This window comes from Actinosynnema pretiosum (genome assembly GCF_024171695.1).
Taxonomy (GTDB): domain Bacteria; phylum Actinomycetota; class Actinomycetes; order Mycobacteriales; family Pseudonocardiaceae; genus Actinosynnema; species Actinosynnema pretiosum.
On record NZ_JAMTCF010000008.1, the window covers coordinates 199,621 to 222,051 of the forward strand.

The window sequence follows — 22,431 nt, forward strand, 5'->3', positions numbered from 1 at the left end:
CCGTCACCTGCGCGAACGACATTCCTCATCGCCCGGATGAACGATCTTGTCCCCCGTTCTCGCCGCTCACTACATTCCGGGACGAACGGGTCGGGGAGAACGCGGGCAGCCCAACGCCCCCGCCGGCTCGACGGCGAGAGGACGAGATGTCGGTCTACATCACGGGCTTCCTGTGGGTCGGCGGAGCGGCCGTGGCCGCCGCGCTGCTGGCCTACCTCATCCGCCGCTTCGGCGCCGACGAGGGCCGTGCCGAGAACAACGAGGCCGCGGGCCAGGTCTTCACCATCGTCGGCGGCCTGCACGCCGTGCTCGTGGCGTTCGTCCTCATCGCCCTGTTCGACGGCGTGACCAGCGCGGGCGACGGCGCGTTCACCGAGGCCGACAGCCTGGTCGCCGCCACCTGGGCCAGCGACGCGCTCTCCCCGGACGCGGGCGCCGAGGTGCGCGAGCTGGCCCGCCACTACGCCATGACCGTCGCCGACGAGGAGTGGCCGGTGATGCGCACCGGCGCGTCCGTCGACTCCTCCGGCTGGGCCACCCTCGACCAGATGCGCAAGGTCGTGGCCGCCGCGCCGACCACCGACGACTGGCAGGTCGACCGCAAGACCGAGGCCACCCGCAAGCTCTGGGCCGTCTACGAGGCCCGCCAGGAGCGGCTCGACGCGGCCAGCGGGCGCGTCAGCTCCGTCATCTGGTTCACCCTCGCGCTCGGCACCGCGCTGTCCCTGGCGATGCCGCTGCTGTTCGGCGGCCCGCTGGTGCGCACGCACGTCGTCATCGTCAGCACCCTCGCCGCAGCCATGGCGCTGCTGCTGTTCGCCACCTACCAGCTGCAGAACCCGTTCGACGGGGGCGCGGACGTCGGGCCGGACGCGTTCCAGGCCGCCGTGGAGCGGTTGGCGTGATAGAGCAGGTCGTGCTGGCGGTGTGCGCCTCGATCCAGGTCGAGGCGCTGGAGCTCGGGCCGTCCTCGGTGGTCAGCATCGAGCTGCCCACCGGCGCGGTCTCCGCCTTGGGGGTGCTGGACGTCCGGGTCACCGCGATCGGCTACTCCACCGCGCAGGACCTGGTCTACGGCGTCGACGCGGACGGGCGCGTGCTCGCGTTCGACCGGCGCGGCGCGCGGGTCCCGCTGCGCCCCAGCCAGTCCGACCTGCTGCGCGGCGCGACCTCGGGCGTGGTCGTCGGCGACCGGCTCGTGGTGCGCTCCGGGTTGCAGCTGCTGGCCGTGGACATCGACCCGACCAGCCCCGACTACCTGCTGGTCGTGGACGAGACCCGGCTGGCCACCACCGGGCTGACCCTCAACGACTTCGACCTCAACCCGGCGGACGGCCTGCTCTACGGGGTCGTGGTGGACTCGCGCGGCGTCGGCAAGGTGGTGCGGGTCGACCCGGCCACCGGCGACGTGCGGCCCGCGCCGGGAACGGGCCCGCTGCCGCCGGGGATGACCAGCTACGGCTCGGTCGTGCTCGGGCCGGACGGCGCGCTCTACGCCACCGCCAACCGGGACGCGACCGGCAAGCGCAGCAGGCAGTTCCGGGTGGCGCTGGACGGCACCGGGACGGTGGTCGAGCTGGGCGCGCGGGTCGCGTTCAGCACGCTCGACGCGTCCGGCTGCCTGGTCGTGCGCAACCCGCCCAGGCCCCAGCCGCAGCAGCCCCGGCCCCAGGTGCCGCCGCAGCAGCCACCGGCGGGGGAGCCCGCGCCGCAGCCGCCCGTCGCGCAGGCCCCGGTCGTGCCCGCGCCACCCGCGCCCCGACCCGCGCCGAGCCCGAGCCCGGCCCCCGCTCCCTCGTCCGCGCCGACGGCGCAGCCCGCGCCGGAGGAGGAGCTCGTGGAGGGCCAGCCCGCCGTGCGGGACCCGAAGCGGCGCACCGGGGACGAGGACGTCACAGCCTCGGGGGGCCTGAACCCGTTGCGGCACACCGTGGACGACCAGCGCCGCTGGGGACTGGTCGCGCTGATCCTCGTGCTCGGCGGCGCGGCGGCGGCCAGGCAGGTCGGGTCCCGGCGCACCAGGTAGGCCCGCCCCCGCGCGGGGGACGGGCGCCCGGTCACACCGACAGCAGCCGCCGCACCTCCTCGTCCCGCAGGTCCGCCGCGTCGCCGGAGCGCACGACCTCGCCCGCGTCCAGCAGCACGAACCGGTCCGCCAGCCGCGCCGCCAGGTCCACGTGCTGCTCGACCAGCAGCACGGTCAGCCCCACCTCCCGGTGCAGCCGCCGCACCACCGCCTCGATCTCGTCGACCACGGACGGCTGCACGCCCTCGGTCGGCTCGTCCAGCACCAGCAGCCGGGGGCGCGCCACCAGCGCCCGCGCGATCGCCAACTGCTGGCGCTGCCCGCCGGACAGCACCCCGGCCCGCCGCCGCAGCAGCGGGACCAGCGCCGGGAACACCGACAGCGCGTCGTCCACCGCGCCTGCCCCCTTCGGGCGGGCGCCCTTGCCGGGAGCGGCCTCGGCGACCACCCGCAGGTTCTCCGCGACGGTCAGCTGCGGGAACACCACGTGCCCCTGCGGCACGTGCGCGATCCCCGCGCGCACCCTGCGGTGCACCGGGGTCCCGGCGAGGTCGACGCCGTCCAGCAGCACCGAGCCCGAGGTCGGGCGCAGCAGGCCGACGACGGTCTTGAGCAGCGTCGTCTTCCCGACCCCGTTGCGCCCCAGCACGCACACCAGCGACCCGGCGGGCACGTCCAGGCTCACGCCGAACAGCACCTGCGACCGTCCGTAGTGGACGTCCACATCGGACACTTCGAGCATCAGGCCGCCCTCCCGCCGGTGCGACCCAGGTACACCTCGCGCACCACCGGGTCGGCCCGCACCTCGTCCACCGCGCCCTCGCGCAGCACCCGGCCCTGGTGCAGCACGGTGACCGTCCCGGCGTACCGGCGCAGGAACTCCATGTCGTGCTCCACCACGACGACCGTGCGCTCGGCCGCGATCGCCGCCAGCAGCTCCCCGGTGCGCTCCCGCTCGTCCCGGCTCATGCCCGCGACCGGCTCGTCCAGCAGCAGCAACCCCGGCCGCTGCACCAGCAGCATCCCGATCTCCAACCACTGCCGCTGCCCGTGCGAGAGCACCCCGGCCGGTCGGTCCGCGAGCGCGGTCAGCCCGGTGGTCTCCAGGGCTGCCCCCACCTCGGCGGAACGGCCGCGCGGGCGCCGCAGCAGGGTGCGCAGGGGAGCGCGGAACCCGGCGGCCAGCTCCAGGTTCTCCAGCGCGGTCAGCTCCTCGAACACCGCCGCCGCCTGGAACGTGCGCCCGACGCCCAACCGCGCGATCCGGTGCTCCGGCAGGCCGACCAGCTCCCGGCCGCCGAACCGGACGCTGCCCGAGGACGGCCTGGTCAACCCGGTGATCACGTCGACCAGCGTGGTCTTGCCCGCGCCGTTCGGGCCGATCAGGAACCGCAGCTCGCCCGCCCGCACGGTCAGGTCCAGCCCGTCGAGGGCGGGGTGCCCGTCGAAGCCCACCCGCAGCCCGCGCACCTCCAGCGCCGCGCTCACCCGGCCACCCCCGCACCGCGCCGGACCGGCGCCTCGGACCTCCGCGCCGCCCACCGCTCCCGGCCGCGCTCGACCAGCCCGGCCAGCCCTCGGGGCGCGAGCACCAGCACCAGCACGAACAACCCGCCCTGCAGGTACAGCCAGCCCTCCGCGAAGTCCTCGCTGAACGCCGTCTTCGCGTAGTTCACCGCGATCGCCCCGAGCACCGCGCCCGCCAGCGAGAACCGCCCGCCCACCGCGACCCCGACCAGCAGCTCCAGCGACGGCACGACCCCGAGCAGCGCGGGCGAGATGATCCCGACCACCGGCACGAACAGCGCGCCCCCGATCCCCGCGACCACGGCGGACCCGGTGAACACCAGCGTCTTCACCAGCGCCGGGTCGTACCCGAGGAACCGCACCCGGTCCTCGTTGTCGCGCACCGCCACCAGCAGCCGCCCGAACGGCCCGCGCACCACCCACCGCGCCACCAGGATCACCACCACCAGCGCGGCGGCGGTGATCCAGTACACGGCGCGCTGCCCGGCCTGGGCGGTCAGGTCCAGCCCGAAGAACGAGCTGAAGTTCGTCAGCCCGTTCGTCCCGCCGGTCACCCCCTGCCGCCCGACCAGCAGGAGCACGAACGCGGCGGCCAGCGCCTGGGACAGGATCGCGAAGTGCGCGCCCCGCACCCGCCGCCGGAACACCAGCAGCCCCAGGCAGAACGCGACCGCGCCGGGCAGCAGCACCACGGCGGCGAGCGCGAACACCGGGTTCGCGAACGGCGCCCACAGCGCGGGCAGCTCCTCGACCCCGCTCCACACCATGAAGTCCGGCAGCCCGCCCGGTCCGGCCTCGGCCAGCTTCAGGTGCATTCCCACGGCGTAACCGCCGAGCCCGAAGAACACGCCCTGCCCCAGCACGAGCATCCCGCCGCGCCCCCACGCCACCGCGATGCCGACGGCGACGATCGCGAAGCACAGGTACTTCGCCAGCAGGCCGAGCCGGAACGGCGACAGCACCAGCGGCGCCACCGCCAGCAGCACCGCGCACAGCGGCAGCGCGAGCCGCGGCAGCGCGAGCTGCGACAACCGGGGAAACCGCGAGAACCCTTGTCCCGCTTGACTCATCCCGCTCATGCCAACGACCTCCCGCGCAGCACGAACATGCCCTGCGGCCGGAACTGGAGGAACACGATCACCGCCGCCAGCACCAGCACCTTGGCCAGGCTCGCGTCGGTGTAGAGCTCCAGGAAGCTGTTCAGGAACCCGAGCGCCACCGCCGCGAGCACCGCCCCGCGCAACTGCCCGAGCCCACCCGCGACCACGACCAGGAACGCGTCCACCAGGTACGCCCCGCCCAGCGTCGGTCCGACCGGGCCGACCAGGGTGAGCGCCACCCCGGCGACCCCGGCCAGCCCGGACCCGAGCAGGAACGTGCCCCGGTCCACCCGCCCGGTCGCGATGCCGCTGCACGCCGCCAGCTCCCGGTTCTGCACCACCGCCCGCACCCGCCTGCCCTGCGGCAGCTTCGCCAGGTACAGCCACACGCCGACCGCGCACAGCGCCGCCAGCCCGATGATGAACAACCTGTTGTGCGGCAGCCGGACGCCCAGCAGCTCCACCCCGCCCGCGAGCCACGACGGCGACACCACCTGCACGTTGGGCGCGCCGAACACGTCCCGCGCCACCTGCTGGAGCACCAGGCTCACGCCCCAGGTGAGCAGCAGCGTGTCCAGCGGGCGGCCGTAGAAGTGCCGCACCAGCGACCGCTCCAGCACCAGCCCGAGCAGCCCGGCCACCACGAACGCGACCGGAAGCGACAGCAGGAACGCCGAACCGCCGAGCGCGCCCTGCACCAGGTAGGCGGTGTACGCGCCCGCCATCACGAACTCGCCGTGCGCCATGTTCACCACGCCCATCTGGCCGAAGGTGAACGTCAGCCCCAGCGCCGCGAGCAGCAGCACGGCGGCCGTGCTCAGCCCCACGGGCAGCTGGTTCGCCAGCGCGGTCAGGCCGACCCCGGCCCCGTCGGTCCCGGCCACGTCAGCCCAGCCCCGAGGCCCACGGGTACCCCTTGAGGTACGGGTCCGGCGCGATCGGGCCGTCCGAGGCCCACACCTGCTCGATCTGCCCGTCCGGCCTCACCACGCCGATCCGCGCGGTCTTCGCCACGTGCTGGGTCGCCCCGTCGATCGTGGTGCGGCCCTCGGGCGCGTCGACCGCGATGCCCCCGGCGGCCTTGCGCACCGCCTCGACCTCGGTGGTCCCGGCCGCCGTCACGGCAGCGGCCCACAGCTTCACCGCGTTGTACCCGGCCTCCATCGGGTCCGAGGTGACCTTGTCGGCGCCGTACTTCCCCTGGTACGCCCGGACGAACTCGCTGTTCGCCGCGGTGTCCGTGGTCTGGTAGTAGTTCCACGCCACCAGGTGCCCGGCGACGTTCTCCGGTCCGATGCCGCGCACCTCCTCCTCGGCGACGCTCACCGACACCACCGGCGTGCGCTCCGGGGTGACGCCGGATCCGCGCAGCTGCTTGAAGAACGCCACGTTGCTGTCCCCGTTGAGCGTGTTGAACACCGCGTCCGGCCGCGCGTCGGCGATCTTGTTGACCACGGTGCTGTACTCGGTGTGCCCCAGCGGCGTGTACTCCTCGCCGAGCACCTCGATCCCCCGCGCGGTCGCGTACGCCTTGATGATCTTGTTGGCGGTGCGCGGGAACACGTAGTCGCTGCCGACCAGGAACAGGCTCTTCTTCCCCTGCACGGCGAGGTAGTCCAGCGCCGGGACGATCTGCTGGTTGGTGGTCGCGCCGGTGTAGAAGATGTACGGCGAGCTCTCCAGCCCCTCGTACTGCACCGGGTACCAGAGCAGCGCCTTGTTGCGCTCGAACACCGGCAGCATCGCCTTGCGGCTGGCGGAGGTCCACCCGCCGAACACGGCGGCCACCCGGTCCTGCGAGATGAGCTTCTGGGCCTTCTCGGCGAACGTGGGCCAGTCCGAGGCGCCGTCCTCCACCACCGGCACCACCTTCTTGCCCAGCACCCCGCCCGCGGCGTTGAGCTGCTCGACCGCGAGGAGCTCGGCGTCCCGGACGGTCACCTCGCTGATGGCCATCGTGCCGCTGAGCGAGTGCAGCACGCCCACGCGGATCTCGTTCGCGCTCGTGCTGCCCCCGGCGGTCGGGTCGTTGACGCACCCGGTGGCGAGGAGGAGGAGGGAGAGGGTCGCGGCACCACGTCGAAGGGTTCTGGATCGCACCAGCGGCTCCTTTCGGCAGGTGGAACCCCTCGAAGCTAGGAAGCCGATGTTGCGCTGAGCGATCGCCCGGTTACGGGAGTGTGGCGAGCCCCGCACCGCTCCGGGACCGCGAAGGCGGGGGTTCCCGTCCTACCAAGGGAGGAGGGGGAGGTGGCACGGTCTGCCGACGCGGTGGGCGGGTGCCCGGTCCTAGCGTCGTCCCGCAGGCTTTTTTTGGGGGGTGGACGTGATGACGGGGCGGATCAGCGCGCTCGACGTGCTGCGCGGTGTGGCGATCCTGGGGACGCTCGGCACCAACGTGTGGATCTTCGCGTCGCCGGACGGACCGGCGTCGTTCCTGACCGGCGGGGGATCGGTCGGGGAGGCGCTGCTGCGGGCGGTGAGCAACGGCAAGTTCCTGGGGCTGCTGTCGATCCTGTTCGGGATCGGGGTCGCGCTCCAGCACCGGTCGGCGGTGCGGAGGGGGGAGCGGTGGCCGGGGTGGTACCTGTGGCGGTCGGCGCTGCTGCTGGTGGAGGGGTTGCTGCACTACACGCTGCTGTTCGAGTTCGACGTGCTCATGTACTACGCGGTGGTGTCGGTGGGGGTGGCGTACGTCGTGGGGCGGGGCGCGCGGTCGGTGCGGCGGTGGATGGTCGGGGCGCTGGTGGCGCACCTGGTGGTGGTCGGGGTGCTGACGGCGGCGCTGGCGGTGTTCTCCGGTGACGTCGGGGGCGCTTCCGGGCTGCCGACCGACACGTCCAGCTGGGTGGCGCAGGTCGTGGGCCGGTGGGAGCACTTCGCGGTGTACCGGGTGGAGGCGGTGCTGGCGATCCCGCTGAGCGCGGTGCTGTTCCTGGCGGGGGCGCTGCTGCTGGACGAGGGGGCGCTGGAGGACTCGGAGCGCGGGCGCCGGGTGCGGCGGCGGTTGATGTGGGTCGGGCTGGGGGCGGGGGCGCCGCTGAACCTGGGGACCACGCTGGTGGGCGGGGCGTTGCCGCTGGTGGACCGGTACGTGTGCGCGCCGGTGGTGGCGTTCGGGTTGTTGGGGCTGGTCGTGGAGCTGGTGCTGCGGGGGAGGGCGGAGGCCGGGCGGGTGCGGCGGGGGATCACGGCGGTGGGGCGGAGCGCGTTGAGCTGCTACATCGGGCAGAACTTGATCGCGTCGGTGCTGTGCTACGACTGGGGGTTCGGGTTGGCGGGGCGGTACGCGCACCTGGGGGTGCCGTTCGTGGTGGGGGTGTGGGTGGTGGTGTCGGGGGTGCTGGTGGTGTGCGCGTCGTGGTGGATGGCGCGGTTCGAGCGGGGGCCGGTGGAGGAGCTGTGGAACCGGGCGCACCGGGGGCCGCAGCGGTTGTTGACTGGGCGGTAGGGGAGTTTTTACGGGACCACCCCGTGTGTGCGGGGAAGATCCGTCGCCCCTCACCCACCCGCCGGATACCGCTCCACCCGGCTGACGAACCGCGCCGAGTCCGCCGCCCCACCAACCCCGTTCACCACGCTGGCGATCGTCCCGACCCCGCCCAACGACACCGCCACCAAGCTAGTCAACCGAACCCCCGGCCCGTCCGGCACCTCGAACGCGGCGTCCGTCACCGCCCCCGGATCGGCCTCGTTGAAGCAGTACACCCCCAGCCCCCACGCCCGGTGGTCGCGGACCCCCTCCGCCACCTTGTACCCCGGCCACCCCCGCTCGTCACCGTCGCGGTCGTAGGGCAGCTCGTTCTGGAAGAAGTACACCCGCCCCGCCTCGCCGTTCCACAGCAGGCTGTGCCGCTGGTAGTGCTCGGTGAACAACCCGTGCGCCACCACCCGGTCGCCGTTCACCACCACGCCGTCCCGCGCCGGGTTCACGTCCCAGCCCACGCCCTCGCCGTGGTCGGCGCGCCAGGCCCACGTGTGGTCGATCAGCACGTCCGAGCTGTTGACCTCCAAGCTCACCTCGGCCCGCCCGGCCCACGGGCCGCCCACGCGCAGGTACACGTCGTGCAGCGAAGTCGGGTCCTCCGCGTGCGAGCCACGGCAACCGGGCTCGCCTACCTGGAGCAGCACGGGAGACCCGGCGCGACCCGCGTCCACCAGGAAACCGGCCAGCCGCACGCCGTCCACGTCCGCCGTCACCAGCACCGGACCACCGGTCTCGCTGGTCAGCGTCGCCAAGCCGAGGCCCAGCACCACGGTTCCCGGTCGCCGCACCACGATCGTGCCGTCCAAGCGGTGCACACCCGGCGTCAGCAACAGGTGCTTTCCCCGCTCCAGCTCGGAATTGACCACCGCGACCGGCGTCCCCGGCCGCACCACGAAGAACTCCGCCAGCGACAGCGACGTGCCCTCGGCGGAACCGGAACCCCAGCTCGTGCCCGCCGAACCACGCCGCAGCGCGGGCAGGAAGACCCGGAACTCCCCGTCCGCCACGAACAAGAACGGCTTCTCCCGCACCACCGGCGTCGTCTCCACGGTGGTGCGCGGGGGATCGGGGTAGGAGTGCTCGGGCGCTCCGCGCGTGCCGACGAAGACCATGTTCCACGACGCCCCGCGCCACCCCGCGCCCAGCTCGCTGTTGCGGGTCAGGAACTGCTGCTGCGTGCCGGAGTCCACCAGGCCGTCGATCCGGCTGTCCGCGATCACCCCGCCGGACGCCCAGCCGACGCCGCCGTCCCACAGCTCCACCGGCCCGCGCAGGTGCATCCTGCGGTACGCCGCTGCCTGCGAGACCGCCCAGCGCTCGACCTGCCCCGGTGGCGGGGTGACGCTCAGGTTCTCCGCGCCGCGCCAGAAGTTCTGCGTCGCGTTGCCGGACCCGGTCGGGTCGTCGAGCTGGGAGAGCCAGTCCGCCTCGACCCGCACGCGGCCCTCGACGACCACGTCGTCGGGGAGCGCGCCGAGACCGGCGACCTGGGTGTAGAAGCGCACGTCCACGTCGAGGCGGTGGGCGCCGGGCAGGAGCAGGACCGCGTGCCTGGACTCGCCGAACTGGTCGGTGCGCCGCGCGCGGGTGATCTCGTCGACCAGCTCCTGCGCGTCGGGCTGGCCGGGCCGCAGGAGGAGGACGTTCGGGCCGAGGTCCGGGGAGCGCGGATCGCTGGTGATGGCGGTGACCTCCCCGGCTCGGCCGGGAGCGCGGTCCGCCGGGCGCACGGGGCCTCGGCGTCACGGGTCCGGCACTGCGGTGTGCGCGGTTCGGGCGCGTGGGCCGTGGCCCCGTGCCGTGGTGGGTCGTGCGGTCAGGTGGTGGTTCGGGGAGTGCGGGGCGCCTCCGTGGCACCGGAGGCGTGAGAGCGCTCTCACGCAGCGTAGCTCCGGGCTCGCGGCAACGTCAACGGCGGGTTTCCGACATCCGGCCGACACGTGAACGCCCTGCGGTTAGGCCAAGTGCGCCGTCCGCCCGCGCACGGGGGCGCGCGGGTCGGCGGCCCGCTCCAGCAGCGCCGCGACCGGCAGCGTCGCCGCCCCGACGGCCACCGCGTCCGGGCCCAACCGCCCCGCTTCCAGGCGCACCCGGTCGAACGGGTGGCGCAGCGCGTGCTCCCGCGCCGCCGCCGCGATCACCGGCAACCACGCCTCGCCCAGCGCCGCCCCGGCCCACCCGCCCAGCACGATCCGCTCCGGGTTGAACAGGTTCACCAGGTTCGCGATCCCCGCGCCCAGGTACCCCGCGGCCTCCTCCAGCACCCGCTCGGCCAGCAGCGATCCGGCGGACGGCCACGACCCGGCAGACGGCCGTGCCCCGTCGGTCAGCGATGGTCCGTCAGCCCCCGATGGCCCGCCTGCCAGCGGTGATCCGCCAGCCCTCGACGGCCCGCCAGCCTCCGCCGGTCCGCCTGCCAGCGCTGATCCGCCGGTCAGCGACGCCCCGCCGGTCAGCGACGCCCCACCCACCGCCGCCCCACCCGCCAGCGCCACCAGCTCCCCGAACGCCGACCGCTCGTCCCCCTCGCCCAGCACCCCGCCCAGCTCCCGGTACCGCTCCAGCACCGCCCCCGCGCCCACGTACGCCTCCAGGCACCCCCGCGCCCCGCACCGGCACCGCCGCCCGCCGTAGACCACCGTGGTGTGCCCCCACTCGCCCGCGCTGCTGGTCGACCCGCGCTGCACCACCCCGTCCGCCACCACCGCCGCGCCCACCCCGGAGGCCAGCAGCGCCACCACCACGTGCCGCGACCCGCGCCCGGCGCCGAACCACATCTCGGCCTGCCCCTGGGTCTTCGCGCCGTTCTCCACGAACAGCGGCAGCGCCGTGCCACCCGCCCTGACCAGCTCGGCCAGCGGGACCCCCGACCAGCCCAGGGTCTGCGCGTGCACCAGCGTCGTCGCCCCCGACCCGTCCCCGCAGCGCTCCACCGCGCCCGGCACGCCGATCCCGACGCCCAGCACGCCGCGCTGGTCCGCTCCGGCCAGCGCGATCACCTCCGGCACGGCCGAGGCGATCAGCGCGCCCACCGCGAGCGGGTCGGTGGGCGGCAGGTCGTGGTCGATCGCGGCGACCCGGCGCAGCGCCAGGTCGAACAGCTCGACGGCCACCCCGGTCTCGCCGACGTCGACGCCGACCACGTGCCCGTAGCCGGGGTTGACGCGCAGCAGCGAGCGCGGCCTGCCGCCGTCGGACTCGACCGTCCCCGCGCCGACGACGAGCCGCTCGTCGACCAGCCCGGCGGTCGCGGTGGACACCGTGGCGGCGCTCAGCCCGGTCCTGGCGACCAGTTCCTGCCTGCTCAGCGGGCCTTCGAAGTAGAGGGTCGACAGGAGCGCCGATCGGTTGTGACGTCGCAGGTCGCGCACGGTGGCGCGCTTGGCTGGCATGGTCGGCAGGATGCCGCGCACTTCCTTCGCGACTTAAAATTAGACTAAGTTTGTAACATGTTCGTTATTGACGTGACCTGACTCACCGGGGTTGAGTCTTCGGCAACCCGAGGACGCGCACCGTCCCACCCGCGATGGCACACGCGGTCCGACCCGACCTGGCGCTCGTGAACACCCGTTCCCACAAGGAGAAACCATGCGACTCAGGCGAACGGCCGCCCTCGCCATCGCGGCGATCACGGCCTTCACCCCGCTCGCCGCCTGCTCCACGAGCAACCAGGGCGCGCAGTCCCAGGCCGGTGTGCTGAACGTGGGCAAGCCCGACGGCCCGCAGACCGAGAACCACAACCCGTTCCTCAACTCGTCCGCCGCGACGATCATGGGCTACCGCAGGCTGATCTTCGAGCCGCTGACCATGGTCAACGAGACCGACGCGACCAAGGAGCCCACGCCCTGGCTCGCCAGCGAGTGGGAGTGGCAGGACAACTACTCCAAGCTCGTGCTGACCGTCCGCGAGGGCGTCACCTGGTCCGACGGCAAGCCGCTCACCCCGGCCGACGTCGCGTTCACGTTCAACCTGCTCAAGGACAACCCCGGCCTGAACATCCAGGGCCTGCCGTTCCAGGGCGCCACCGTCGACGGCGGCAAGGTCACGGTGAGCTTCCCGCGCTCGCAGTTCACCAACCAGAACAAGCTCCTGGAGCAGTTCATCGTCCCCGAGCACATCTGGTCGACCTACGCGAACCCGTCCACGGAGACGGTCAAGAACCCGGTCGGCAGCGGCCCGTACACGCTGAAGTCCTTCACCCCGCAGACCCAGACCCTCGTCGTGCGGGACACCTACTGGCAGGAACTGCCGCAGGTCAAGGAAGTCCGGTACACCGCGTACGCCGACAACAACGCGCAGACCACCGCGCTGGCCAACGGCACCACCGACTGGAGCTTCGTGTTCATCCCGAACTACGAGGCCGTCTACACCAGCAAGGACCCGCAGCACAACAAGCTCTGGTTCCCGCCGGTGCTGGGCATCCACGGCCTGTGGTTCAACACCAAGAGCGCTCCGTGGGACAGCGCGCCGCTGCGCCGCGCGGTGAACCAGGTGGTCAACCGCCAGGACATCTTCGTGCAGGGCGAGGGCGGCTACTTCTACCCGAAGGTCGACAACATCACCGGCATCCCGACCCCCGCCGGTGACCCGTTCATCGCCGACGAGTTCAAGGGCAAGACCGTCGAGGTGGACGTCGCCGCGGCCAAGAAGGAGCTGACCGACAACGGCTTCAGCTACGACGGCGACAAGCTCAAGGACCCGTCCGGCAAGCCGGTGACGCTGAAGATGACCGTGCCGTCCGGCTGGTCCGACTACGTCACCAACGTCGAGATCATCAAGGACAACGTCTCCGACCTCGGCATCGAGGCCACCGTCGAGCTGCAGAACGTCGACGCCTGGACCAAGGCGCTGGACACCGGCGACTTCCAGGCCGCGCTGCACTGGACCAACAACGGCCCGACGCCGTACGACATCTACCAGTCCATCATGGACGGCGCCCTGTACAAGCCGGTCGGCGAGGGCGGCATCAACGGCAACTACGGCCGCTACGAGAACCCCGAGGCCACCGCCGCGCTGGAGCAGTACGCGACCGCGCCCGACGACGCCTCCCGCACCGCCGCGATGACGAAGCTCCAGCAGATCTTCGTCGCGGACATGCCCGTGATCATCACCTCGGCGGCCAACGGCGGTGGCGAGTACACCACCCGCAACTGGACCGGCTGGCCCGACGCGGACAACCCCTACGCGCCCGCCCAGATGACCCTGGAGAACGCGCTGGAGATCGTCCTCAAGCTGAAGCCCGCCGCATGACCGAGCTCTCCGCCCCGGCCTCCGGGACCACCGACGTGGTCCTGGAGGCCGATGGCCTCACCAAGCACTTCCCGCTCCGCAAGCGCGGCAGGGAACTGCTCACCAGGGGCACCCGCGCGGTGCACGCCGTGGACGACGTGACGCTCGCCCTGCGCAAGGGCCGGGTCACCGCGCTGGTCGGGGAGTCCGGCTCGGGCAAGTCCACCGTCGCCCGGCTCCTCGCCCAGCTCTACCCGCGCACCTCCGGCGAGATCCGGCTCGGCGGCGAGCTCAGCACCGTCAAGGGAGGTCGGGCGTTCCGGGCGTACAGCAGGCGGGTCCAGATGATCTTCCAGGACCCGTTCGCCTCGCTGAACCCGGTGCACACCGTGCGCTACCACCTGACCAGGGCGCTGAAGATCCACGGCAACGCCGGGAAGACCGCGCAGGAGCTGGAGACCGCGCTGTCCGACCTGCTCACCCGCGTCCAGCTCACCCCGCCCGAGCGGTACGTCGACAAGTTCCCGCACGAGCTGTCCGGCGGCCAGCGCCAGCGCGTGGCCATCGCCCGCGCGCTCGGCGCCGACCCCGAGGTGCTGCTCGCCGACGAGCCGGTGTCGATGCTCGACGTGTCGATCCGGCTCGGCGTGCTGAACCTGCTGCGGGACCTGAAGGAGCGCCTGCACCTGGCGATCCTGTACATCACCCACGACATCGCGTCGGCGCGCTACTTCGCCGACGAGACCTGCGTGATGTACGCGGGCCGGGTGGTCGAGGGCGGCGACAGCGAGACCGTCACGCAGAACCCCGCGCACCCGTACACCCAGCTGCTCATCGACTCCGCGCCCGACCCCGATCGCCCTGCGGCGGAGGGCAAGGACGGCGGGAGCGGCGAGCCCCCCAGCCTCATCGACCCGCCGAAGGGCTGCCGGTTCAACCCGCGCTGCCCGTTCGCCATGGACGTGTGCCGGGAGAAGGTCCCGCCGAGGTTCGACGTCGGCGACCAGCCGGGCCACTTCGCGGCGTGCTGGCTCTTCGACGCGGAGGTGAGCGGGAAGTGAGCCAGGTCCTCAAGCGCATCGCCTTCTACGCGTTCACCGCGTGGGCCGCGCTCACCATCAACTTCTTCATCCCCCGGCTCATCCCCGGCGACCCGGTCCAGGCCCTGATCACCAAGTCCAGGGGCCAGATGACCACCGAGGCCGTCGAGTCGCTGTACATCCTCTTCGGGCTGGACAAGGAGGCGAGCCTGGTCGAGCAGTACTTCCGCTACCTCGGCCAGGTCTTCACCGGAGACCTCGGCATGTCGTTCACCTTCTTCCCCACCCCGGTGTCGGAGGTGATCAGCGGCGGCCTGCCGTGGACCGTCGGGCTGGTCGGCATCACCACGGTGCTCGGCTTCCTGCTCGGCACCGCGCTCGGCACGGTCGTCGGCTGGCGGCGCGGCTCCCTCGCGGACCTGCTGATCCCGGTCACCACGTTCCTGTCCTCGATCCCGTACTTCTGGCTGGGCCTGCTCGCCATCGCCCTGCTCGCCGGTCCGGGCAGCTTCTTCCCGGCCTCCGGCGCGTACGAGATCGGCCTGGTGCCGAACCCCGACCTGGAGTTCGTCGGCAGCGTGCTGCGGCACGGCCTGCTGCCCGCGCTGACGATCCTGGTGTCGTCCATGAGCGGCTGGATCCTGAGCATGCGCAACATGATGGTGACCGTCTCGTCCGAGGACTACGTCACCGTCGCGCACGCCAAGGGACTCACCGACCGGCGCGTCATGGTCGGCTACGCGGCCCGCAACGCCCTGCTGCCCAACGTCTCCGGCTTCGCGCTCTCGCTCGGCTTCATCGTCGGCGGCACGCTGCTGGTGGAGATCGTGTTCTCCTACCCCGGCCTCGGCCTGCTGCTGTTCCAGGCGGTGGGCGCCAAGGACTACCCGCTCATGCAGGGCATCTTCCTGATGATCACGCTGTCCGTGCTGGCGGCCAACTTCCTGGCCGACCTCGCCTACCTCGCGCTCGACCCGCGCACCCGACGGGAGGGCTGAGCGATGGCCGTCGTCCCCACCACCGGGACCGCGCCCGCCGCGCCCGCCAAGCGCAGCAGGCTGCGGTTCGTCGCGAACCCCAAGGCCACCACCGGACTGGTCGTGCTCGGCCTGTTCACGCTGATCGCCGTGATCGGCCCGTGGATCGCGCCCTACGACCCGTCCGCGCGCAGCTCCGACGTCATGCAGGGCCCGTCGGCGGCGCACTGGTTCGGCACCACCCACCTCGGCCAGGACATCTTCAGCCAGGTGATCGTGGGCACCCGCAGCGTCATGCTCGTCGGGTTCCTCGCCGCCGCCATCGCCACCGTGCTGTCGGTGCTGGTCGGCGTCACCTCCGGCTATCTCGGCGGGTTCGGCGCGGAGGGGCTCTCCGCGCTGTCCAACGTCTTCCTGGTCATCCCGGCGCTGCCGCTGATCATCATCATCACCTCGTCGCTGCCCGAGACCACCGACGTCACCATCGCGCTGGTCATCGGGTTCACCTCGTGGGCGTGGAACGCGCGGGTGCTGCGCGCGCAGACGTTGTCCTTGCGCCGCAGGGACTACGTGGAGGCCGCGCGCGCCACCGGCGAGTCCACCTGGCGGATCATCGTCTTCGAGATCATGCCGAACCTGACGGCGGTCATCGCCTCCGGCTTCGTCGGCACGGTCATCTTCGCCGTGGTCTCCGAGATCACCCTGGCGTTCATCGGGGTGTCCGCGAGCGGCACCTGGAACTGGGGCACCGTGCTGTTCTGGGCGCAGGGCCAGCAGGCGCTCGCCCAGGGCGCGTGGTGGTGGTTCGTGCCCGCAGGGCTCGCGATCGCGTTCCTGGGAACCGCGCTGTCGCTGGTGAACTTCGGCATCGACGAGTTCGTCAGCCCGCGCCTGCGCGGCGGCGGCAGGACCACCGCGAAGACCGAGGACGGCCGCACCGTGCGGATGCGCGTCGGGTTCACGCCGGTGCTCGCACCCGCGCCGAAACCCGCCGAGCCTGCGCCGCGACCCGCCACGGCCGAGCCGAAACCCGCCACGGCCGAGCCGAAACCTGCCACGCCTGAGCCGAAACCTGCCGCGCCCGAGCCCGAACCCGCTGCCGCCAAGGGGAAAACCGTCGTGGACGATACTGCCGACCGCACCGGGGAGGGGGAGTCGTGAGCGAGCCGGTCCTGGAGATCCGCGCCCTCAACGTCGACTACGGCCTGGGCGCGGACGCCGTGCGCGCCGTGCGCGACGTCGACCTGACCCTGCACCGGGGCGAGGTCCTCGGCCTTGCCGGGGAGAGCGGCAGCGGCAAGTCCACCCTCGCCTACGGCATGACCAGGCTGCTCCCGCCGCCCGGCGTCGTCGCCTCCGGCGAGGTGCTCTACCACGGCCCCGACGGGCCCGTCGACGTGCTGCGGATGTCCGACGCGCGGCTGCGCGCGTTCCGCTGGGCCGAGACCGCGATCGTGTTCCAGGGCGCGATGAACTCGCTCAACCCGGTCAAGCGGATCTCCACCCAGCTCACCGACGTCATCGCCGCCCACGACCCGAGCAGCACCAAGGCCTCCCGCCTCGCGCGGGCCCGCGAGGTGCTCGGGCTCGTCGGCATCGCCGCCGACCGGCTCGACAGCTACCCGCACCAGCTCTCCGGCGGGATGCGCCAGCGCGTCATGATCGCGATGGCGCTGGTGCTGGAGCCCGAGGTCGTGATCATGGACGAGCCCACCACCGCGCTGGACGTGGTGGTGCAGCGGCAGATCCTGCGCCAGCTCGTCGACCTGCGCGAGCGGCTCGGGTTCTCGGTCGTGTTCATCACGCACGACCTGTCGCTGCTGGTCGAGTTCTCCGACCGGATCGCGATCATGTACGGCGGGCGCGTCGTCGAGCAGGCGGACTCCGCCGAGATCTACCGGACGCCGCTGCACCCGTACAGCGCCGGTCTGCTCGGCTCGTTCCCCGCGCTGCGCGGCCCCCGCCGCCAGCTCGCGGGCATCCCCGGCTCACCGCCGGACCTGCGCGGAATGCCCTCGGGCTGCGCGTTCCACCCCCGCTGTCCGCGCGCAATGGAGCGTTGCGGTGTGGAGGTCCCGGCGCTCGGCCTCCCCGGCGACCAGCCGGACGCCGACCGCGTCGTGGCCTGTTGGCTGCACCCCGTTCACGACAACGGGTCCTGACCTCCAGGAGGAGATCCACTGTGGACACCACCGCACGCGCCGCCGGGTTCGACCCGGCCATCGCGTCGCTGCCCCCCTCGTTCCGCTGGGGCGTGGCCACTTCCGCCTACCAGATCGAGGGGGCGGTGGCCGAGGACGGGCGCGGACCGTCCATCTGGGACACCTACTGCCGGGTGCCCGGCATGGTGCACGAGGGCGACAACGGCGACGTGGCCTGCGACCACTACCACCGGATGCCCGAGGACGTCGAGCTGATCCGCTCGCTCGGCGTCGACACCTACCGGTTCTCGGTGGCCTGGCCGCGCGTCCAGCCGGGCGGCGCCGGTCCCGCCAACCCCAAGGGCCTCGCGTTCTACGACCGGCTCGTGGACGAGCTGCTCGCCAAGGGCGTCGACCCGTGGGTGACGCTCTACCACTGGGACCTGCCGCAGGAGCTGGAGGACGCGGGCGGCTGGCCGGTCCGCGACACCGCCTACCGGTTCGCCGAGTACTCGATGCTGGTGTTCGACGCGCTGCAGGACCGGGTGCGCACCTGGACCACGCTCAACGAGCCGTGGTGCTCGGCCATGCTCGGCTACCACGTCGGCAGGCAGGCGCCCGGCCGCACGCACTTCCCGGACGCCATCAAGGCCGTGCACCACCTGCTGCTCGGCCACGGCCTGGCCACCCAGCGGATGCGCGAGGCGGCCGTGAAGCCCACCGAGTTCGGCATCACGCTGAACATGGGCCACGCCGCGCCCGCCACCGACAGCGAGCTGGACCGCGACGCGGCCCGGCGCGCGGACGGCCTCGGCAGGCGCATCTACCTGCACCCGGTGGTCACCGGCGAGTACCCGGCCGACGTGGTCGCCGACCTCGCCGCGCGCGGCGCCGAGCTGCCCGTGCGGGACGGCGACCTGGAGCTGATCTCCCAGCCGATCGAGGTGCTGGGGATCAACCACTACACCAGCTCCAAGTACTCCGGCACCGCCGAGGACGGCTCGACGGTGGACGCGGACGGGCTGCCGGTGGACCGGGAGCTGCGGTACGGGCGGCCGGTCACCGCGATGGACTGGGAGATCGTGCCGGAGCAGTTCACCGAGCTGCTGCTGCAGAACGCGCGCGAGTACCCCGACCTGCCGCCGATGGTGATCACCGAGAACGGGGCGGCGTTCGACGACGCCGTGTCGCCGGACGGGTCGGTCGAGGACGCGGACCGGGTGGCGTACCTGGACTCGCACATCGCGGCGGTCGCGAAGGCGCGCGAGGGCGGGGCGGACGTGCGCGGGTACTTCGCGTGGTCGCTGATGGACAACTTCGAGTGGTCGTACGGGTACGAGAAGCGGTTCGGGATCGTGCACGTGGACTACGAGACGCAGGTGCGCACGCCCAAGGCGAGCGCGCTCTGGTACCGGGACGTGGCGAAGCGGGTCCGGGAGGGCTGAGCTCCCCTCGGGCCGCGCGGACGGCGGTCGGGTTCCCACCCGGCCGCCGTTCCGCGTTCCGGGGGTGCGGTTCGGGGCGTTTCCGGCGGATCGCGCGTGGGCCGTGCGGTCTATTGACGCTTGGCGCAGTGGGGAATGCTTTGGCGTTTCGCAGGTGCCCTGAACTGGAGTTCCAGTGCTTTCCGCACAATCGCCGATACCCCAAGGAATGAATTCAAGTTCACCCCATCGTGGAATCCGTGCAACGCCCGCGACAGGTGCCGCGATGACCGGTGCGTCCGGGACCAACGCGGAGAGGAACCTCATGGGGCGGGTAGCGGGGGAGGGCGGTGACCGGGCGCGGCGCGGGGACGACGCGCCCGGCGGGTGGTTCGCCCTGGACAGCGGGGCCGGTGCGCACGGGGTCGAGCGGCTGGGCGCGCCCGATCCCGGCGCGGCGGCCGACCGGGGCTTCATCCGCGACGTCGCCGACTTCGTCCTGGGCATGGGCGCCGCCGGGGTGACCGCCGACCGGGTGGTGCTGCGCGAGGAGGCGTGGAACGACGGCATCGAGCTGTTCTTCGGCGTCGCCGCCCTGCGCCCCGGCGCGGTCGCCGCCGAGGGCCTGGTCCTCACCGCCGCCGAGCTGGGCTACCTGGCCAGGGCCAAGCCCAGCGCGCTGCCCCCGCTGTGCGCCGAGCTGCGCCTGCCCACCTCGCCGGAGGCGGTGGCGGCGGGCGCGGCGTCCCTGCTGGCCAGGGGGTTGGCCGTCGAGCAGGGGGAGGAGCTGGTGCTGCGCGACGAGACGGCGGCGGTCCTGGCCGCCCTGGAGAGCGCCGACCGGGTGACCGCGATGCTGGCGGAGGACGCCCTGGCCTACGCGATCACCGGCCCGCGCGTGCACCTGGCGCTCCTGGCGCTCGGCCGGGCCCGCTTCGCGGTCCGCCTCCTCGACCGCGCGACGCCGGTCGGGCAGCAGGCCCGGCTGTTCCTGGAGCGGCACCTCGGGGCGGCGGAGCGGGAGGCTGGGCGCGCTGCTGAGCGGGAGGCGGAGCGGGCTGCAGACTGGTTCGACGCCGGGCGGACCAGGGGGTTCGGGGTGGGGCGAGCCGGTGGGCAGCAGGGGGGTGGGGCGCAGGTGGGCGTGCGGCAGGCGGTCGTGCGGCAGGCCGGTGGGCACCCGCCGGGCGGCTCGCGGGCAGGTGGGTACCAGTCGGACGGGCAGTCCTCGGGCGGTTCACGGGCAGGTGGGTACCAGCCGGACGGGCAGCAGCCGGGCGCGCACCAGTCGGACGGGCACCAGCCGGGCGCATCGCGGGCAGGTGGGCGCCAGTCGGACGCGAGCCAGCCTGCGGCCACCGCGCCGTCCCCCGCGCGGCGCGCCGAGGCGGCGCCCGCCGTTCCGCCACCAGACCTGGCGCCCTCCGCTTCCGCGCCTCCCACCGCCACGCCGCTCACCGCCCCACCGCTCATCAGGTCGTTGGGACCCGCCACGCAGCCGCCCATCGCCTTCCCCGCGAGCCCGCTGCCCACCCGAACACCTGGGGGTCAGCCGCTCGCCGCGCGGAAGCCGCAGGTGGCAGGCGTCGCCACCGCGCCGTCGGTCCCCAACGCGCCACCCGGTGCCCCGCTGCCCGTCCGCCCGCAGGCGTCCGCCGCTCAACCACCCGCCACCACCGCCCCGGCCCCTAACCCGCTGCCCGTGAGACCACAGCCGCCCGCCGGTCAGCCGCCCACCGGTCAGTCACCCGCCAGTCAGTCGCCTGCCGGTCAGTCACCCGCAGGCAGCCGCCCCGCTGCCGCCGACCAGCCACCCGCCAACGACCAGCCCCCCACCGCCCACCCGCGCGCCGCCACCCGCGCCACCACCCCGCCCCGCACCAAGGGCCGCGCCGCCGTCCTGGTGCGCACCCGCACCGCGACCGGGGCAGGCAGCATCGGCATCGCGGTCGACGAGGACGGCGCCTGGGCGACCTCCCTGGGCGGCGCCGGGCGGGACGACGCGGCGTCCGGGCTCGCCGAGCTGTTCGGGACCGCATCGTTCGGGACCGCGCCGTGCAGCTGACCGCGGGCATGGCCACCGACGTCGGCCGGGTGCGCCACGACAACGAGGACTGCGCCCTGGTCGGCGCGCACGTGTTCGCCGTCGCCGACGGCATGGGCGGGCACGCGGCGGGCGAGGTGGCCAGCGCGCTCGCCGTCGCCGCGCTCCGCGACCTGGACGCCACCCCCGGCCGCCGCGTCGGGGACGTGCAGCGGGCGCTCGAGGAGGCCAACGAGGCGATGCTCGTCGAGGGCGCCACCGACCCCGGCAAGCGCGGCATGGGCACCACCGCCACCGGCATCGCCATGGTCGACGTGCTCGGCCAGGCGCACTGGGCGGTGTTCAACATCGGCGACTCGCGGGTCTACCGGCTGTTCGACGGCGACCTCGCCCGCCTCACCACCGACCACTCGCGCGGCCACGTGCTCACCCGCTCGCTCGGCGTCGAGCGCACCCCCACCCCCGACCTGCTGGTCATGCCGCCCGCCGCCGGTGAGCGGTTCCTGATGTGCTCGGACGGGCTGACCAACGAGCTGGACGACGCCGAGATCGCGCACGTCCTGTGCCGCGTCGCCGAACCGGGTGTGGCCGCCGACGAGCTGGTGCGCCGCGCCGTCGAGGCCGGTGGCCGGGACAACGCGACGGCCGTGGTCGTGGACGTGGCGGTGCCCCGGTGAGCGAGGTCGCGTACTCGCCCGGCCAGTGGGTCGCCCTGGCGGGCGAGGGCACCTGGCTGCTCGTGGAGGCCGACCCGGACGCCCGCGTGGTCGAGCGCTGCTGGCGGCTCGTCCGGTCCGGCTCACCCCTCGACCAGGTCGTGGAGGTGCTGCTCCGGCACGCCAGGGGCGGCGCGTGCGCGGTCAGCTACCGGCCGGGCGAGCGGCGGGTCGTGCTCACCGGGGAGGCCCGGTTCGCCGGGGTGTGCGCGGGGACCGGCTGGCTGGACGAGCCGCTCGACCCCGACCTGGACGAGCTGTTCCTCGACTCCGGCTGGGAGCCGCCCGGCCCGGTGCTGCCGCTGCTCGGCGGGGTGGTCGGGGCGTCCGCGCTGCACGTGCGCACCGGCGTCGCCCCGCGCCCGCGCGTCGCCGACGAGCACCGCGCGCCCGCCCTGCCGCACGAGGACGAGCACCTGCCGCACGAGGACGACCACCGGGCCCTGGTCGTCCCGCGCGGTGACGACCACCGGGCCCTGGCCGTGCCGCGCGAGGACGAGTACCTGGCACTGGCCGTCCCGCACGAGCACGAGCCGCAGGTCCTCGCCGTCCCGCGCGGCGAGGACGAGCAGGTGGTCTCGGCCATCCAGTCCCTCGGCGGCGACCCCATGGCGGGCATCGGCACCTGGACCGCAACCCGTGCTCCCCTTTGACAACCGGAACGGGCTATTGCCCCGGCGTCCAAGGCCGTACCGAGGTGAGCAAACGCACGGGAGGAGA

General features: G+C 73.3%; 19 protein-coding genes. 12 read left to right on the forward strand and 7 right to left on the reverse strand.

Annotated features, from left to right (window positions below; all coding sequences use genetic code 11):
* The first annotated feature begins 146 nt into the window (after nt 1-146).
* Nucleotides 147-905, forward strand: a complete 759-nt coding sequence (locus tag LV78_RS18270; RefSeq protein WP_253846466.1) for a bestrophin-like domain — start codon at nt 147-149, stop codon at nt 903-905.
* Nucleotides 902-2,026 (forward strand): DUF6923 family protein, encoded by a 1,125-nt coding sequence (locus LV78_RS18275; protein ID WP_253846467.1) that lies wholly within the window; start codon nt 902-904, stop codon nt 2,024-2,026. The genes LV78_RS18270 and LV78_RS18275 overlap by 4 nt, the downstream gene beginning before the upstream one ends.
* A 31-nt stretch (nt 2,027-2,057) precedes the next feature.
* On the opposite strand, the gene urtE is transcribed toward LV78_RS18275, so the two are convergent.
* Genes urtE through urtA form a run of 5 tightly spaced genes read right to left on the reverse strand, consistent with a single transcriptional unit; the run spans nt 2,058 to nt 6,753 of the window.
* Nucleotides 2,058-2,768, reverse strand: coding sequence for an urea ABC transporter ATP-binding subunit UrtE (gene urtE, locus LV78_RS18280; protein ID WP_253846468.1), 711 nt, complete (start codon nt 2,766-2,768; stop codon nt 2,058-2,060).
* Nucleotides 2,768-3,514, reverse strand: a complete 747-nt coding sequence (gene urtD / locus LV78_RS18285) for an urea ABC transporter ATP-binding protein UrtD (RefSeq protein ID WP_253846469.1) — start codon at nt 3,512-3,514, stop codon at nt 2,768-2,770. Before urtD ends, urtE begins: the two co-directional genes overlap by 1 nt.
* Nucleotides 3,511-4,632, reverse strand: coding sequence for an urea ABC transporter permease subunit UrtC (gene urtC, locus LV78_RS18290; RefSeq protein ID WP_253846470.1), 1,122 nt, complete (start codon nt 4,630-4,632; stop codon nt 3,511-3,513). The genes urtD and urtC overlap by 4 nt, the downstream gene beginning before the upstream one ends.
* Nucleotides 4,629-5,537 carry an urea ABC transporter permease subunit UrtB gene (gene urtB, locus LV78_RS18295; RefSeq protein WP_253846471.1) on the reverse strand — a complete coding sequence of 303 codons (909 nt, stop codon included), beginning with the start codon at nt 5,535-5,537 and terminating at the stop codon, nt 4,629-4,631. The genes urtC and urtB overlap by 4 nt, the downstream gene beginning before the upstream one ends.
* A gap of 1 nt (nt 5,538) precedes the next feature.
* Nucleotides 5,539-6,753, reverse strand: coding sequence for an urea ABC transporter substrate-binding protein (gene urtA / locus LV78_RS18300; protein ID WP_253846472.1), 1,215 nt, complete (start codon nt 6,751-6,753; stop codon nt 5,539-5,541).
* A gap of 229 nt (nt 6,754-6,982) precedes the next feature.
* Here urtA and LV78_RS18305 point away from each other — a divergent pair, with 229 nt between their 5' ends.
* Nucleotides 6,983-8,104, forward strand: coding sequence for a DUF418 domain-containing protein (locus LV78_RS18305; protein WP_253846473.1), 1,122 nt, complete (start codon nt 6,983-6,985; stop codon nt 8,102-8,104).
* Between the two features lie 50 nt (nt 8,105-8,154).
* Here the strand turns inward: LV78_RS18305 and LV78_RS18310 are convergent, their stop codons facing one another.
* On the reverse strand, nt 8,155-9,870 hold the full coding sequence (locus LV78_RS18310; RefSeq protein WP_253846474.1) for a pectate lyase-like domain-containing protein: 1,716 nt from the start codon (nt 9,868-9,870) through the stop codon (nt 8,155-8,157).
* A gap of 225 nt (nt 9,871-10,095) precedes the next feature.
* On the reverse strand, nt 10,096-11,532 hold the full coding sequence (locus LV78_RS18315; RefSeq protein WP_253846475.1) for an ROK family transcriptional regulator: 1,437 nt from the start codon (nt 11,530-11,532) through the stop codon (nt 10,096-10,098).
* Nucleotides 11,533-11,728: 196 nt separating this feature from the next.
* Here LV78_RS18315 and LV78_RS18320 point away from each other — a divergent pair, with 196 nt between their 5' ends.
* The 9 genes from LV78_RS18320 to LV78_RS18365 all read left to right on the forward strand — a co-directional run bounded on the left by LV78_RS18320 (nt 11,729) and on the right by LV78_RS18365 (nt 22,364).
* Nucleotides 11,729-13,390: an ABC transporter substrate-binding protein gene (locus tag LV78_RS18320; protein WP_253846476.1), complete on the forward strand. Its 1,662-nt coding sequence runs from the start codon at nt 11,729-11,731 to the stop codon at nt 13,388-13,390.
* A complete protein-coding gene (locus LV78_RS42030; protein WP_372494954.1) occupies nt 13,387-14,430 on the forward strand; it encodes an ABC transporter ATP-binding protein in 1,044 nt (347 codons plus the stop codon). Before LV78_RS18320 ends, LV78_RS42030 begins: the two co-directional genes overlap by 4 nt.
* Nucleotides 14,427-15,407: an ABC transporter permease gene (locus LV78_RS18335; protein ID WP_253846477.1), complete on the forward strand. Its 981-nt coding sequence runs from the start codon at nt 14,427-14,429 to the stop codon at nt 15,405-15,407. Before LV78_RS42030 ends, LV78_RS18335 begins: the two co-directional genes overlap by 4 nt.
* 3 nt (nt 15,408-15,410) lie before the next feature.
* Nucleotides 15,411-16,547, forward strand: coding sequence for an ABC transporter permease (locus LV78_RS18340; RefSeq protein WP_253846478.1), 1,137 nt, complete (start codon nt 15,411-15,413; stop codon nt 16,545-16,547).
* Nucleotides 16,544-17,548 (forward strand): ABC transporter ATP-binding protein, encoded by a 1,005-nt coding sequence (locus LV78_RS18345; RefSeq protein ID WP_253846479.1) that lies wholly within the window; start codon nt 16,544-16,546, stop codon nt 17,546-17,548. The genes LV78_RS18340 and LV78_RS18345 overlap by 4 nt, the downstream gene beginning before the upstream one ends.
* A 20-nt stretch (nt 17,549-17,568) precedes the next feature.
* A complete protein-coding gene (locus LV78_RS18350) occupies nt 17,569-18,972 on the forward strand; it encodes a GH1 family beta-glucosidase (protein ID WP_253846480.1) in 1,404 nt (467 codons plus the stop codon).
* A 265-nt stretch (nt 18,973-19,237) separates the two neighbouring features.
* Nucleotides 19,238-21,016 carry a hypothetical protein gene (locus LV78_RS18355; RefSeq protein ID WP_253846481.1) on the forward strand — a complete coding sequence of 593 codons (1,779 nt, stop codon included), beginning with the start codon at nt 19,238-19,240 and terminating at the stop codon, nt 21,014-21,016.
* Nucleotides 21,007-21,672 (forward strand): PP2C family protein-serine/threonine phosphatase, encoded by a 666-nt coding sequence (locus LV78_RS18360; RefSeq protein ID WP_253846482.1) that lies wholly within the window; start codon nt 21,007-21,009, stop codon nt 21,670-21,672. The genes LV78_RS18355 and LV78_RS18360 overlap by 10 nt, the downstream gene beginning before the upstream one ends.
* Nucleotides 21,669-22,364 carry a hypothetical protein gene (locus LV78_RS18365; protein ID WP_253846483.1) on the forward strand — a complete coding sequence of 232 codons (696 nt, stop codon included), beginning with the start codon at nt 21,669-21,671 and terminating at the stop codon, nt 22,362-22,364. The genes LV78_RS18360 and LV78_RS18365 overlap by 4 nt, the downstream gene beginning before the upstream one ends.
* Nucleotides 22,365-22,431 lie beyond the last annotated feature (67 nt).